Genomic DNA, 14,878 nt, shown 5'->3' with positions numbered 1-14,878 from the left:
AGTGCAGATGAATCCGTTCGCTAAGTCCCCTGCAGATCCGACGCCGAGGGATTGTCATCCGTAACGATCGTGGCGTCGGGGCGGATCGTCGGATCGGCCGAAAAGGTCCCGCCCTGCTGGACAAAGAGCTGCATTCGGGTCGGAAGCGCTACGGCCAATTGGCGGGCCTTCGGCGTGCCGAACCGGTCATCCTTGGTCCGTCCATCCAGGAATCCCGCCCCGAGCGGCTTTTTGGAGGAGGGCTGTCCCACCTCCGCTTCTAACTCCGCGGCCGTAACGCCTGACGATTGGAACGCCCCTTCCAGATCAAAAAAGATCACGGCGTCCACCGTGTTGGGATCGGCCGTCGCACCGCTGGAGAACGGCACCGTCACTTGCCATCGATGGTCGGTCACAAAGGTGAAGGGGGTGCAGCGCGTGAAGCTCCCCGGCGCTCCCAAACCGATGACCCCCTGAATCCAGACGCTCGGCCGCCGGTCGTCGTTGCCGCTGAAACCGAGTTTTTCAAGGAAGGCGGGAAGGTTTGAGACATTCTTCGGTTGTTCGGCGCGATCATCTTCAAGCCGTTTGATCTTGAACTTCACTCCATTGTAATTTTCAGTCGGAACCGAGATGGAGATTGCTTCGGGCACATTCGGATCGGTCCCGGTTAAATCCAATGCAAAAGGGCCGAATTCCGGCGAGGTAAATGACGAGGGTTGCCGCCGGAACTCGACTTCGTCCGCAATGACATACGCCTGAGAGAGCCAGAGGGTCCCATCGATCAGCGTAAATTGATGTTTGAAGTTTTCCGGCGGGCAACTGCTCTGCGCCAAGGCCTGGCCGCCGGCAAAGAAACGCCCGGCCTGAACCAGAACCTTGGAAAAAACGGACGCCGAAGCGCCGGCCGCTTGAGGAACGGCCGTCATCCCGAGCGTCGGCCCGGAAGGATTCTCGCTCCCCGCGGCATTACCCCCTCCTCCAGCCGCTCCGCCGCCTCCGCCACACGCAACCAGACCGAAAAAGAGTGCGACGATCGGCCACAACTTAATTGGATTTTTCATTATTCTCCTCCCTGGTTTCATCTGTTTGACCTCTTCCGATTGCGGCAAAGTCTTCAACATTGTCCTCTTTAGCCTCGCACGCTCTCGTTCAGGGGTCGGGAGCAAATCCCATGCCCCTACAAAAACGGGAGTGAAACTATCCGCCAAGCGGCGCTCCGCCGATTTCGCACCATGAAAAAGACGTTGTTGGCGGCCGTTCCCGATGGAATTCCGGCAGGCGCGCCGGTTTCTCCGCATTGTTCCATCCTCCACTCATTCCATACGGGAAGATCAACATAGGGGGGATAGCCCTTTCCGGTCTGGCAAGGTAGAAGCCGCTTCCGCGAGGCTCTGAAAAGTATGGAATCGGAGATTCGGATACCGACAGAGCGCGCCGAGCAGCGCGTCGAGAAACGCGAATGCCTCCTCGGTCATCACCTTATGGTGGAGGAGGATTCCGATCGGCCCGCTCCCTCTCATCTGGATCGCCAAACTTTCCACGATCTCGTCCGGCGATTTCATCGAGGGCTTTCCCTTCCAGCGATAGAGGTCGAGCGTCGTCGAGATCTCTTTGAAGCTGAATCGGGTGACCGGCCGTTCCCCTTTGTCTTTCGAGAAGACCCGAAAGCCGAGGCGGTCGAGGACGTGATAGGTCTCTTCGGTGCAGCGGTTCCAGGGGGGGGTAAAAACGGGATAGAACTTCTCCCCGAAGATCTTCTCCAGAAGCGCTTTCCCCTTTGAAATATCTTCCCACTGTTGATCGAAAGTGCGGCTGATCCCGAACTCACATTTCTTCCCTTCCATCTCATGGTTCCGATGGAGCCAGCCGTGCTGGTTCAGCTCAAATAGATTCGGGTGAAGATGCTTATGATGATCGAGCAGCTTGATCCCTGAATCGGTGAGCGCGCCCGGAATAATCTCCAGATTCAGAGGAACGTAATGCGCCAAGGTGATATCGAATAGTTGTTGGAGCGTTTCCTCATCCTCATCGACGTCATCGTCCCTTAAGAAGAGATCGATCTTCCTTTTGTCTTCCGCCATCTTATCGAGGAGCGGTCTGAGCGGCCGTTCGAGTGAATCGAATTTCCGCTTCGCCTGATCTTTCCCCCGTTGCCCGGACCGGACCGTTTCCCCAAGAAATCGGGCTGTCTTCTCGGCCCCCTGCATCTCCAAGCGGACCGAAACCGGCTCCGTTTTGAGGGCGCGGATGATCTGATCGGCGAGCGATCGCGGCTGCAGTTCGTCCGGACCAATCATCGCGGCGACACCGAGGGCTGCTAATTTTTCCGCCCGGATGGTTTGCTCCTCGTTTTGATTTCCCGTAAACGGCAAGAGCAACGATTTTGTCCCGGTAATCAAAATATTCATGCAGGTGTTATAGCCGGCCATGCTGATCGAAAGGTCGGCTCGCTTCATATACGAAAGAAAGTCGGTCGTATACCGCCTGATCGTCATATTCGGATTCTTTTCGACCCTCTTCTGAAGCCGCAAAAAGTGATCCTCTGGAAAATAGGGTCCTGTAAAAAGGAGCATCCGATGCGGCACCGTTTCTCCAACGATCGGCCCCGCGCCGATGGCGCACTCCAGCAATTCGATTCCGACGCGCCCGCCTCCGATGCTGACAAGGATCATCTGTTTTTCATCCTCCGCCAGAATCTCTTCGCGCCGATCACCGGAGGGTTGACCGACCTGCTGTGCGACAAAACCGGTATACCAGGTCGCCGCATGAATATCTTCCACCCTGGAAAATGTCTCATCCAATCGCTGAAACCTGGGATCGGAGTGGATCAGGATCAGATCGAAATAGCGGTTCACGATCCGGCAGACCTGATCTTCATGCCGCGCCTGATCCCGCTTGCCCACCAAAATATCTCGAAGACTGCAGACCACCTGGGTCGGATACCCGCCCAAACGAATCCGCGCGAGGAGGGGAACCAGCTCAAAAGCGAATTTTCTCCTTCCAAACGGGAAGAGCTCGACGATGAAAAGATCGGGCTTGAACCGCTCAAATTCCGAGAGGATTTTCAACCGCCGGGTCTCTTTAATCTCTTCGAGAGAATGTGGGCCGCCGGATCGAACCTCCTTGAAGTCCGCATCCGATGTGAGCGGCGGCAAATTCACAACGTCGACCGATGAAGGAAACTGGAATCCCGGGACGATTTCCCCGCCGTTTAAGAAACAGACTTCGAAATCGTTCAGCGCGCGGACGATCTCCATGCTCCGGATAAAGTGACCCATTCCAAGAACATGTTGACAGTAGAAGAGCACCTTTTTTCGGGTCATCTCACACCTTCTCCGAAGTTATTTTTTTCTGCGCGAGCGAGAGGATCGCTTCAATCTCCTTCTCGAGGCCGGGGGCTTGCTGAATGTAGATCCGGTATGCCTTGGTGACAAATTGAACCTGCAAATGCCAATGCAGCCGATCGTCGGAGAGGAGCCGGTCGCTCCGGCGTCGATAGGCGCGCAAGAAGACGACTTTCATCTCCTCCACAAGGCTTCGGTCGAACGGGCGAAAATGCAAATCGACCATGAAATTGGCGACATCCTGAGCGGGGTCTCCGATCGCGAACTCATCAAAGTCAAAAAAAGCGATTCTGCCATCACAAACCAGGAGCTGTTGGACGGTAAAGTCTGCGTGGATGATTCCTTCGAGGACCGGTAACAGTTGGTGAATCCGCTGTGCTAAGTCATGCTCGATCGATTGCAGCCATTCTCTCAAGCCGGGAAAGGCATGAATCAGCTTGGCGATTTTCTTTTTAATCTCTTCCAGGTGATCACCGAGCGTGATCCGAACGTTGCTGGAAAGGCCGCTTTTGTGGAAACAGGCCAGGCCCCCCGCGGCCCGCTCCAGGAGGGACCGGTAATTCGTTTCGTTAATCACGTCGGCGAATGGATCACCGTCCAGGCCGGACTGCCAAACCGTTTTGATTTCCTCGCAGTAGGCCAGCGGCGCTGCAACGATAAAGCGCTCCGTATTGTCGGCGCCGCTCCGCCGGAGGGCATTCATCCGCTGATATATTTCTTCTCCCCGAGCATCATTGAACGTTTTCCCATAGACGACGATCTCTTTCGGATCAGCAGCCGTTCCCGACTGTAGACGGTAACGGGTTGTGCAACGAACCTCCGGACGGTAATGCACTACCTCGCTGGCGAGGCCGGAAATGTCCGCCGGTCCATTGAGCCCGGAAGGAAGCCGGTCGTAAGGAAGATGCCGCTTGACCGCTTCCGGATGAATACACTCGGGCAGGTGAAGCAAAACCGGATCGTTTGGGAAAACCCAGACGATCATATCGAGTTCGGAGAAATGGAGAATCCCCTCTTCGCACGCGCTGGGAATAGACGAAACTCCCTTGATCTTTTGAAATTCGATCCGGCTGCGGTCTCCTAAAAAAGCCTTTGCATAGAGAATTTCTCTCCGGTTTTTCCGGGCCGATGGATCGTGAATTTCCAGGTGATAACAGACCGAGAGAGAGGAGTGACCCCAGGCCGACGGCTTCTTATAAGTCTTATATCGGGTATACCCGATGCGGCAGTCTGAAATCGCAAGGCGGCCCTCGGGAGATTCGAATAATTGCTCCTGGAAAACCATTTTCATCCGGCCCGGATCGAGGAAAATCTCAAATCCGTGTCGATCCGGCTTTAAAGAATTCATCATGAACAACGACCGCTCCCTTCTAGACCTGAACCAAATTCCCGTTTTCACGCGATTCGAAACTGATCCGATCGGCCAGCCGGATCAGCCGGTCCAGGATTTCCCGCCTTCCAGGTTTCAACCGCGTTAAGCAGCGAAAGGCGCGCTCATTGATCAGGGCGGCCGCCGTGTGCCATCCAAGCTCCGACCGGGAGACGGTCCATGGAACACGTTTCTCATAGTGTCGGACGAACAGGTCGCCGATTTTTTCGATTCGTTCGACCGGCGCCTGCGTCAGGATGCCCCGATAAAACAGGCCCGCAAGGAAGCTGCCGATATCCTGGAGCGGCGCCCCGTGACAAAGATTGTCGAGATCGATCAGTGAAACTTTTTCGCCGTCTACCAGGAAGTTTTTAAAGTGAAGGTCTCCATGAAGTGTGACGACCGGATGCGTCTTGAATTGTTTCGACTGGAGAACCAAACGATCGACCAAAGGAGCGAGCATTTCCCGACACGAAGGCCACGCTGTCGGAAGCACTCGCCTCATCTCTTCTAATTTCACGACCCAATCGCTTAAATCGACCGATCTCGAACAGGAAAGCCCGGAGCGATGCAGGGTCGCCACCGCCGCGGCTGCCCCCTCTAAAAGCGCCGGAAAACAAGGAGCGGTCATCTCCTGATCGAGAAGGGTTCCGCCCGGCAAGCCGATTTGCCAGAGGCTCTTTGTCTCCGGGTCATAGCCGAGCGGTTTTGGTATTTTTAAGTCTCCGGCCCGCCGTCTCTCGGAGTCCCACAACTGCGCCATCATCCGATGGGCTTCTCTCCCCTCTTCGTTGTAGTAGGTCTTTCCATAGAGGGTCATCACTTTCGTTCTGTTCGATTCGGAATTCTTCAGACGAAGGGAAACCCGGACGGTGCAGGTGTGTTCCGGAACATAATGGACCACTTCATTCGACAATTCGGAAATGATCCACTCCGGTCCGAGCGCCGAGCGCATCAGGTCCGGAAGCAGCTTCTCTTTCAAATAAATCGAATCGGTGATCTTCGGCAGCCCTTGAAGTTTACGGTCGTTGGGAAAGACCCAGACCACCATATCGAGCGCGGGAAGGTGACTCACCCCCCTTCCGAGAACCGGCATGACCCCGATTTGTAATTGCGCTTTTTTGAACCGGGAGATCGCCCCCCCCTTTTCGAAAATTCGGGTCGAAAGCCGCTGTGTGAAAACTTGTTGTGTCATCCGGTCCCGTATCTCCAATCGATAACAAACCAGGCAATTCTTTCCCGGTTTGTACTTCACCCGTTCGATCGAACACGCTTGAATCTGCAACCGTCCTTCCGGGAAAAATTCATCCTGAAATAACCTCTTCATCTTTGGCCGATTCAACACATCCGCCAATTGAGGGAGCGCTACATCATGTGGAATGTCTTTATTCCGAATCACCGATCACCTCTGATGATCTTCAGGAGAGATCGTTTTTCCCGACACTGATAACATTCGACTCTGTTCGGTATGAACCCTGACGATTCTTCCCTCCGAATCCTTTCTGACAAACGCGAACGTGCCGTTATACTGCAGGTCATCGAAGAGATACTCCAAACCGACCTCATTTCGAGCCGTAAAGTAGTAATCGCAAAACCGCTCGCCGTTTCGGGTCACGGTAATGCAGAGTGCAGATGCTCCCTCCGAGCAATGCCCCCCGGAACCGCCCGTGACAGAGAGCGCTTCCACGGATATCCCCGGCGCTTGATCTTTATAAGGATAGAGAACCGTGTGATAGGAGACATTCGTTCCGTGGCGCATAAACCGGAGGACCGGCGCCGGATGTTTCACCCCATAGGTCCGGGAGAGATATCCCTGTTCGACGTGCAGCTCGGCTTCGGGATCGAGCGCTTGCGCGACGACAAGATGGGGTGAATTCACAAGAAGCGTGCCGAGCTCAACGGAAACGGAGACCTTTTGGTGCGCCTCGTCCGAGAGATGGAACAGAAGGTCATAGTCATGAGGCTGTTGCGCGATGAGAAAATCGGAGACGATCCAGTACTCCGGACAGGCAAAAAAGACCTTCCGCTCATGCACCGCTTCATATTCATGGCTTCGAGCGATCCCGTGGAGATAATCGAACCCGCGGCCGCAGATAAAACGCTTCATCTCCCGATCCGGCGGGGGTCCTTTGATTTTGTATTTCTTTTTGTCGAAGCGATACGCCGTCTGGTTTCTTCCATCGACCATCACCGTGTTGTGATAAGCGGTGCCTCGGAAGCGGGCCCGCCAGTTCGTCTCGCCCGACTCATCATAGGTGTAGCGTCCCGGATCGACGATCAGCGACCGGCCGTACCCCGCGACCTCGATGCTCAGCAGATCGAGATGCCCGTGGTTTCCCTCCCCCAACGGGCCGCAATCGAAGACAAGGTATCGCTCGTCTTCATAAGGCTCCGCCCCGTTTCCCCGGCCGCTTCGGAGGATGTAATAGCCGGCGGCGGGAAATCCTTTTGATCGAAGCGCCGGCGGCCGTCCCCCCTTCCCCTTAGAGGCGGCATAAAGCAGCTCCTCCGAGCCGTAAAGCCGATACCCCTGGGCGAGAAGATCGAGAAAGCTCCGGACATCCCCGTCGCTCAGGGAAGGAATGAATCCATCCGGCTTGTGGACATAAAGGGAAAATGTGAGCGCCTTTTGGACGAGCGAATCGAACTCCCCCGGCATGCCGATCCCGTTCAGGGCCGCCAGCTTTCGAATCCCGAGGTAGTTTTTCAAAACAAGATGATGGTAGTCGGTCGAGAGCTCGCAGTGAACGCCGTCGGGGAGGAGGTCGGTTTGTATGTTCTTCAGCAGCTCGTTTTTAGAAAACGCAAGCCACTCCTCCGCCCCTTTCATCTCCGGAAAAACAACGGCGGCCAAAAAGATCGCGTAGAGCTCGAGCGTCCGGTGATTCCGCGCCGGGGTAAGATGCTCGCGGAGATGGTTCACCTGACGATAGATCGATTCGAGGAATTTTACGTAGAAATCGGGCGAGACGGCGGGGGTCGGACCCGACGTCACGAAATAATAATGCGCAAAGATCCAGTTCTGGATCCGGCGACCGGCGACGTCGCTCGGAAGGAAATCGAGCGGAACGGAGTCGATCCAGGAGGCGGTCAGCGCCATCCACTTCTCGGCGTATCGAGGATCCTGGGTCTCCCGGTAAGCCATGCCAAGGCCGACCGCGTAATAAAACTTGTGGAGGAGGATCAGCCATTCGACATCCCGGCTGGGGTTGGTCTTCCAGTCGATCGGATCGGACAATGGGTGCGACTCGTGATTGAACTCGAACCGGTTTCTCAGGATGTCATCTATTTTTTCCCTCGCCGTTTCATTCTCATCGGCGACCGGAAAATAGTCGATTTCCATCCGTGTTCGATAATAGGTGAGAACCTGTTCGGGCATCTCGAAGCATTGAGACCGGCGGAAAAAGCCGATCCCCTTTTTCGCCGGAGCCTGGTTTCCCCGATGGGTCATAAAGGTCGAAGCCTCCCCCCTTTGATCGACGAGAGAAACAATGCTCTCAGCGCCTGCGTTGTCTTTGTGGAATCAAAGTGTGTGCAGACCCTTCTGCGGGCGGCGGTGCCCAACAGCGTTCTCAGGTCGGGATCTTTGAGGAGCGTTTCAAGCGCCAGGGCCAATTCGGTGGGGTCCTTCTGAGGGACCAACAAGCCGTTGCGCCGATGCTCGATCAGCTCCGGAATCCCCGAGATCATCGTGGAGACGACCGGCCGCCGCATCGACATCGCTTCCACCAGGACATTCGGAATGCCGTCCCGATCGCCGTTCTCAACGATCTGGCAGGGGAGAACGAAGACGGCGCACTCCGCATAAATCCGCTTCAACGCCTCGTGGGTCACCGCCTCTTCCAAGGAAACAATCTTTTCAAGCCCCAAATCCCCGATCAGTTCTTTCAGCAGCGGGCTCTGCTCGTCCGCCTCCCCGATGATCCTGCATCGGAAGGGATGGCCGCGTTCTTTCAGAATCGCACACGCCCTGACCAGATGAACAAAACCTTTCTTCTCGACAAAGCGGCCGACGGAGAGAATCAGCGGCGTGACGAGGGGAGATCCCTTCTCCTCTTCCGGTGAAAAGAGGGTTGTGTCCAATCCATGGTAAATTGTGTGGACCGAGTTGCTCTCCGGAGAGAGACTCTTGAGATAGATCCGATTCGCCTCCGTGCAGGTCACCACAAACTCCGCCTCTTTTATTTTGATTTGCAGAAGGTCTCCCGGATTCAGCTTCTGCAGATAAATATCTTTGGCGTGGGCGGTGAAGCTGAACGGAATCCCGCTGAGCCGGCCGGCGAACATCGCGATGGTCGTTGCACCGTGGCAGAAATGGGCGTGCAGGTGCCGTATATTTCCAGCCTCGATCACCTGCCGCGCGATAAACCCCGCCTGAAGAAATTCTTTGATGAAGACCTTCTTGGGTCGGTCGAAAAACCAGGTCCGGTAGCGGAGGCTCATTTGAACCGCCTCTTTCAACGTCCGAAGATAATGACGCGGACGCAATCTAAAAAGGCGAACGTGGTCTTTGATAAACTTCGGGAAATGGACCCAAAGCCACCGGATAAAATGACTCTCCGAGAGGGAGCTCGCCTCCGGCAGATAAATGATCGGCGATTTAATTCGATCGACCGTTCCGTGATTCTTCCGTATCCCCGGCCTCTTCACCGAGAAGAGTCTCAGCCTCATCCCGATTTGTTCGAGCTGATAAATCTCATTCGAGATAAATGTCTCCGAGAGGCGCGGGAATTCCTTGATGATGTAGGCGATTTCAAATGGGTCGCTTCCATCTTTAGAAACTTTTTTCATCATGGTCTATAGAATCGAAATAGGTTGAACATGATCTCCCGCCTGAGCCGGACCACGACGATCGCGTCGGTATACCGGTCGGTCGGCACTCTCGTCCGATTCGGCTTCGGATAAAAGCCGCATGATCCGTTCCCGGATCTGGGGGAGCGCGTTCATTTCCAGAGGGAATCGGGGGACAGGTCCGGTCCCCTGCAGATCGAGCTCCTCCAAGAGTCCTTGAGCCAGCGATTGCGGCGTAAGGCGATCCGGATGGATTGTCCGAAGAAGTCCCAGTCGCGCCATCCGTTCGGCCCGAAGAAGCTGCTCCTTTACCGGGTGAACCCGGGGGACCACGATCGCCCGCTTCTGCAAAGAAAGGATCTCGCAGACAGTGTTGTATCCGGCCATCGAGAGAACGACGTCGGCCGCTTCCATATAGCTCATCAGGTCGTTTGTAAACTCGGTCATTTGAACCGACGGTCCCCCGGCCGCCGCTTGGAACAGCTGTTTTCGCTGAATCTCCGGCATCTCCGGCCCGCAGATAATCAGACTGCGGATGTTCAGACCGGTGGGGAGGCGCTCCAGAGCGGAGAGGTAGGCCTTTACAAGACGATATCCGTCCTCTCCCCCTCCCGGCGTGACCAGAACCAATCGCTCGTCAGTCAACTGAAGCTCCTTCCGGACGGCATCGCGCCCGGCGAGGCCGGCCTCCCGTCGGATATACCCGCAAAGCTGCACCTTCCCGGACACGGAGGGGGGCATCCGATATTCTTTCCTGGGATCGAAGACCTCGGACGAGCCGACCACCAGGACCAGATCGTAGAAGAGGCGGATCGCCTCTTGATATCGATTCTGCTTCCAGACTTTGATCGTCGCTTCCGGACTGTCGAGAATATCCCGGAGCAAGAGGACCTGTTTGGTTTCGGGAAGATGGATCTTCAAATAGTTGAGCACCCCCTTTAATTCTTTTTTCACGCCGAACGGCTTCTTGTCGACCAGGAGAAGATCGGGCCTGAAGTGGGTGACCGCCGAAAGGATCAGCTCGGACCGAAGCCGCATCGTCTCGGCCATATCGGTGCCGAGATACTTCACCGAATAACCTTCCCGCTCCGTCCGGCGAAGGCAGGGAAGTTTGATGTAGTCGAGCCGTTGCGGGATCCGGAAGGTGTGGACCATCGGAGAGCCGGAGACAATCAGAATCGAGAGATCTGGGATGGAATCGATCAGGTACTTGCAGATCGAGAGCATCCGCCGAATGTTCCCCAGGCCGAAGGTGTCGTGCGAGTAGACCATCAATTTTTTCATTCTCTTCCTACCATGGCTGTTTGGAGCGATGTCATCGCCGATCGGGCAAATAAATCCAAAAGTATTTGTTTGAATGTGAATGGCCGAAAAAAATGAAACTTGAGTCTAAGTAAAATGTGAGGGGAAGATTTTTAGGACCGGTCTGCTTTCCGGCGGCGGGAGAAATTTTCCCGCCGCCGGCTTCAGCAGGATGGATTACCCGGCGGTTTCGGCGAGATCCGAAACCGAGGGATTGTCGTCGCCGCTCACCCGGTTGGCGCTGTCGTCGATGACGGTCGTCCCGGCCGGGGCGGTGCTGTTCACCAGATCGGAAACGGACGGGTTGTCGTCGAATCCCCTTGGAGCGGCCACCGACTGCGAGAAGACCTTCACGTTCCCCGGAAGCGCCGCCGTGATCGCCTTCGCGATCGGGGTGCCGTGGTCTTCATCTTTTGTCCGGCCGTCGAGGTATTGCGCCCCCATGTTGTCTTCGTTCCCCCCGCCGACCTCTCCCGCGAGGCTTTGCGCGGTGGCGCCCGAAGCCGCCATCCCCGCCGTGAATGCCGCTTCAAGATCGAAGAGGAGAACCGCATTGGACGCCGTCGATCCTGCGGAGATACTTTGGAACGGAACCCGGACCTCCCAACGATGATCGGCGACAAAGATAAATTCCCTGCAAGAGGAGAAGCCTTGGGCGTCCGATCCGACGCCGATCACCCCCTCGATCCAGATACTCGGCCGGCGCTTCGGCTCGCCGACGAGTTTACCTCTAAACACGCCGACATCGGCGACGTTTTTAATCGGCTGGTTCAGGTCATCTTCGATCCGTTTGATCCGATACTTCACGCTGCTGTAATTCCCCTCCGGCACATCGACCGTGATCGCCTCTCCGACGTTGGCGTCGGTATTGGTCAGGTCGAGCGCGAAGGGGCCGAACTCGGGGCTCGTCGCGGTCGAAGGCTCCCGGTTGAATTCGACTTCATCGACAATGGCATAGGCTTGGTTGATCCACACCTTGCCGCCGGAAACCACAAAAGAGGTCGGCGCATCGGAAACGCAGGGCGCCGCCTGCGCGAAGGCCTGGCGCGGACCCAAGCGCCATCCCTTTCCGAAAAGATTCGACGCAAAAACCGGTTTCGAAGACACACTCGCATTGGGGATCGCCGTCGCCCCCAATTTTTGAATCGATAAGATTCCCAACGTCGGGTTCCCGGCGCCGCCTCCACTGCCGTCCGATCCCCCCTCGCCGCCCCCGCCGCAAGCGGCGAACGTCAGCCCGATCGTGATCAATAGCCAAGCTCTCAAAACGTTTTTCATTTTATGACTCCTTCTCTTAGGTAAAAGTGAAGTTCTATTCTCCGCCATGATCTGAAATCCTGTTATGCCGTTCATCGATGCTCTCTCATTCGGACCGCCGTCCCCGCATACGGGGCCGTAAAGCAAACAGCATGCCGGTCTCCTAAACGGGATAAATTATCGTCCTAGGGATCGATTACCTCGCTCAAAAAGACCACGCGACATCTTAGTAAAAGAAAGAAAACGCTGATCGTGTGATCCGCTTCAAACGCCGCACCTCCTTTGGCCCGGCCTTCGTCCCCGAATAAACGGATTACCGGCGGGGGGTGCCGGGAATCCGGCAGTGGTCGCACGATTTCACTCCTTCGAAAGCGTGAAGGAACAGATCCATCCTCTTTAGAAACTTAAAAGACCGGTATTCTTCTGGGGCATTTGCCCCAGCACTGGGTGAAAACTCCCACCGACCTCTTGATCCGAAACGATGGATGACAAACGGCCGGGGGATACCATCGTCGTCGTTCCTTTAAAATCGCTGATGGCACTCTGGTTGCACTGCCACTCCATTCAGAGTCAACGCTGAGGATAACGAGAGATGATCAGAATCGCGACATCCACGCTCTTTTCCATCGGTCTTGTGATTTTTTTTGCCGGGTCGGCCCTTTCTTGTTCGGCCATTCTGGACGGCACCTCATCCGGCTCAACACGATGGGGAAGCGGCTTGGTTGACGCCAATCAGTCGCCGTCCGAATCTTCATTGGAGTTAAAGCGCCGAAGGGGTGCCTCTAACGACGATCGTTCGGAGGATCGGCCCATTGAGGAAAATCGAAGGCGCTCTCATCGAAACCGGGGCCGCGACGATCGAGGAATCTTGACCCGGGATGATGACGACCGCGATGACGCTCGCAGTCGAGAGCATCATCGATAATCGAACGGCGCCTGCAGATCTGATTCAACCTTATTGACTTTTGTTAATTGATGCGGAGTGGAGATGCAAAAGCTAATCATCGTCTTTGTGACCGTCTTTTTGGCCGAATTGGGGGATAAGACGCAGCTTGCAACCCTTCTCTACGCGGCCGATCGGAATGCAAGCAAAACCGCGATATTTCTTGCTGCCGCCGGAGCGCTTGTCCTGAGCACCGGCATTGCGGTCGTCGCCGGCGCGAAGCTCGCCTCGATCCTCTCCCCCACGGCGCTGAAAGCCGCCGCGGGATGCGGCTTCATCCTCATCGGCCTTTGGATGGTGGCTCAAACGATTCGGCAATAAACGGATTTTAGAGAAGATGATCAAAACGAAGCATTCTCTTTTACCCCCTTCTCATCGGCAGGTGGTATCCCTGCGCGGACGCATCGCGAGGCTTCCTTTACTTGAGACCGCAATTTCTTCTTTGAAGCGGAGACTCGCCCGGCCCTTCGTCGCCCTGGCAATCTCTCCCAACACCGTCACGGCCGCGGGTCTGGCCTTCCTCGTCGGCGTCGTTTACGCTTTCAGCGTTCATGACTACTATCTCGCCGCAGGCTTCATTATCTTCAACGGGCTCTGCGATTTCATCGACGGCACCGTCGCCCGGGCGTCGAACGTCGAGACGCCGCTTGGTAAACTCTTCGACCGGACCGCCGATAAGATCAGCGACGCGATGATCTTATCGCTCTATCTCCTCTTCACACCCGTCCCTCTTCCCCTGGGAATCTACACGATGGCGACAATGCTGATCTCTACCGGCCTCTCTTCTAATATCGAAGCGATTCTCGGTCAACAGGTCAGCGATGGCCTCTCACTCCGCGCCGCGCGTTATACGCTCCTCGTCACACTGACGCCGTTCCAGCAGTTTCTTCCCCTTTTCGCTCTTCTCTCAATCCTCACCACCTTTGCATTGATGGAAAGACTCATCACTGCATACAGGCTTTCCGTCCGATGAATCGGATTTTTCTGACCGGGGGGACGGGATTCGTCGGATCGCGATTCATCGACCTTTATCAAACCCGCCTCGATATTACCGCATTGACAAGGAATGACCCCTTCGGGAACCAAGTCGGAACCGCAAAGGGGGATCTTCTTGATATCGACGGCTTGCTCCCGGCAACCAAAGGCTGTGATGCGATTCTCCACATCGGGGGGGCAACGCCGAATCGAGCCTACGCGGCGGGAAACTTCGACGCCACAACGGTCGGAACGAGAAACCTCATTGCCGCGGCCCGCGCCAATGGAATTAGACGCTTTATTTTTGTTTCTTCTCTCTGCGTTTTGTTTCCAAAGAAAGGCCCTTATGCTCGCTCCAAGATCGAGGCCGAAGAGGCCGTAATGCACTCCGGCTTAGAGTGGACCATTCTCCGGCCCGATACGATTGTCGGCCCGGGGGCGAAAGACCTCGGGAGAACCTTGCGGATTTGGAGAAGGGCGAGATGCATTCCGGTCATTGGAGATGGAACCTACACCAGCCAGCCGATCCATGTCGATGATGTTTGCGCCGCTCTTTGCAAGGCGCTTGAAACGCCGGCCTCGGCAGGCCGAGCAATCTCGGTGGCAGGCAATGATCTCGTCTCGTTCAACGAATTCGCGCGGCGGTTTTGTCGCTTGATCCGGAAAGATCGATGTCGCTTCGTCCACATTCCGAAGTCAGCCGTCTACCCGCTCGCCTGGATGGCATCGCTTATCCACCCACAATGGGGCCTGAACGCCGAGCGTGTGGACATCATTACCACTTCACATTCGGTCGACCTTTCTCTGATGAGAGATTTGCTCCGGATCAACCCGATGCCGTTCGAAGAAGCGGTCTCCCTCACCACGATGGAATAAGGCGCACCTCAACAGATCCAATGAACATCATTCGATCGG

12 protein-coding genes are annotated in these 14,878 nt (G+C 55.8%); 3 read left to right on the top strand and 9 right to left on the bottom strand.

The annotated features are described in order from the left end of the window. Positions 1-20: 20 nt before the first annotated feature. The 9 genes from MNODULE_RS09040 to MNODULE_RS09000 all read right to left on the bottom strand — a co-directional run bounded on the left by MNODULE_RS09040 (position 21) and on the right by MNODULE_RS09000 (position 12,964). Complete coding sequence (locus tag MNODULE_RS09040) at positions 21-1,043, bottom strand: hypothetical protein (RefSeq protein WP_168059100.1); 1,023 nt, start codon at positions 1,041-1,043, stop codon at positions 21-23. A 270-nt stretch (positions 1,044-1,313) separates the two neighbouring features. Then, positions 1,314-3,305 carry a glycosyltransferase gene (locus MNODULE_RS09035; protein ID WP_168059099.1) on the bottom strand — a complete coding sequence of 664 codons (1,992 nt, stop codon included), beginning with the start codon at positions 3,303-3,305 and terminating at the stop codon, positions 1,314-1,316. Between the two features lies 1 nt (position 3,306). After that, the gene (locus tag MNODULE_RS09030) at positions 3,307-4,677 is read right to left on the bottom strand and encodes a phosphotransferase family protein (RefSeq protein WP_168059098.1); all 1,371 of its coding nucleotides are present in this window, start codon (positions 4,675-4,677) and stop codon (positions 3,307-3,309) included. Between the two features lie 19 nt (positions 4,678-4,696). Further along, positions 4,697-6,022, bottom strand: coding sequence for an aminoglycoside phosphotransferase family protein (locus MNODULE_RS09025; protein WP_238339253.1), 1,326 nt, complete (start codon positions 6,020-6,022; stop codon positions 4,697-4,699). Positions 6,023-6,097: 75 nt separating this feature from the next. Beyond that, positions 6,098-8,146 (bottom strand): alginate lyase family protein, encoded by a 2,049-nt coding sequence (locus tag MNODULE_RS09020; protein WP_168059096.1) that lies wholly within the window; start codon positions 8,144-8,146, stop codon positions 6,098-6,100. Beyond that, positions 8,143-9,489, bottom strand: a complete 1,347-nt coding sequence (locus MNODULE_RS09015) for a glycosyltransferase (protein WP_168059095.1) — start codon at positions 9,487-9,489, stop codon at positions 8,143-8,145. Before MNODULE_RS09015 ends, MNODULE_RS09020 begins: the two co-directional genes overlap by 4 nt. Positions 9,490-9,492: 3 nt before the next feature. After that, positions 9,493-10,770, bottom strand: coding sequence for a glycosyltransferase family protein (locus MNODULE_RS09010; protein ID WP_168059094.1), 1,278 nt, complete (start codon positions 10,768-10,770; stop codon positions 9,493-9,495). A 195-nt stretch (positions 10,771-10,965) separates the two neighbouring features. Next, a complete protein-coding gene (locus MNODULE_RS09005) occupies positions 10,966-12,066 on the bottom strand; it encodes a hypothetical protein (protein WP_168059093.1) in 1,101 nt (366 codons plus the stop codon). Positions 12,067-12,805: 739 nt separating this feature from the next. Continuing rightward, a complete protein-coding gene (locus MNODULE_RS09000) occupies positions 12,806-12,964 on the bottom strand; it encodes a hypothetical protein (protein ID WP_168059092.1) in 159 nt (52 codons plus the stop codon). Between the two features lie 69 nt (positions 12,965-13,033). Between MNODULE_RS09000 and MNODULE_RS08995 the strand changes: the two genes are divergently transcribed. The 3 genes from MNODULE_RS08995 to MNODULE_RS08985 all read left to right on the top strand — a co-directional run bounded on the left by MNODULE_RS08995 (position 13,034) and on the right by MNODULE_RS08985 (position 14,839). Further along, entirely contained in the window at positions 13,034-13,309 is a 276-nt protein-coding gene (locus MNODULE_RS08995) for a TMEM165/GDT1 family protein (RefSeq protein ID WP_181070946.1), read from the top strand. A gap of 121 nt (positions 13,310-13,430) precedes the next feature. Continuing rightward, the gene (locus MNODULE_RS08990; RefSeq protein WP_168059090.1) at positions 13,431-13,961 is read left to right on the top strand and encodes a CDP-alcohol phosphatidyltransferase family protein; all 531 of its coding nucleotides are present in this window, start codon (positions 13,431-13,433) and stop codon (positions 13,959-13,961) included. Continuing rightward, positions 13,958-14,839, top strand: a complete 882-nt coding sequence (locus MNODULE_RS08985; protein WP_168059089.1) for an NAD-dependent epimerase/dehydratase family protein — start codon at positions 13,958-13,960, stop codon at positions 14,837-14,839. The genes MNODULE_RS08990 and MNODULE_RS08985 overlap by 4 nt, the downstream gene beginning before the upstream one ends. Positions 14,840-14,878 lie beyond the last annotated feature (39 nt).

The organism is Candidatus Manganitrophus noduliformans, from assembly GCF_012184425.1.
Taxonomy (GTDB): domain Bacteria; phylum Nitrospirota; class Nitrospiria; order SBBL01; family Manganitrophaceae; genus Manganitrophus; species Manganitrophus noduliformans.
This window is presented reverse-complemented; position numbering and strand designations above follow the sequence as displayed.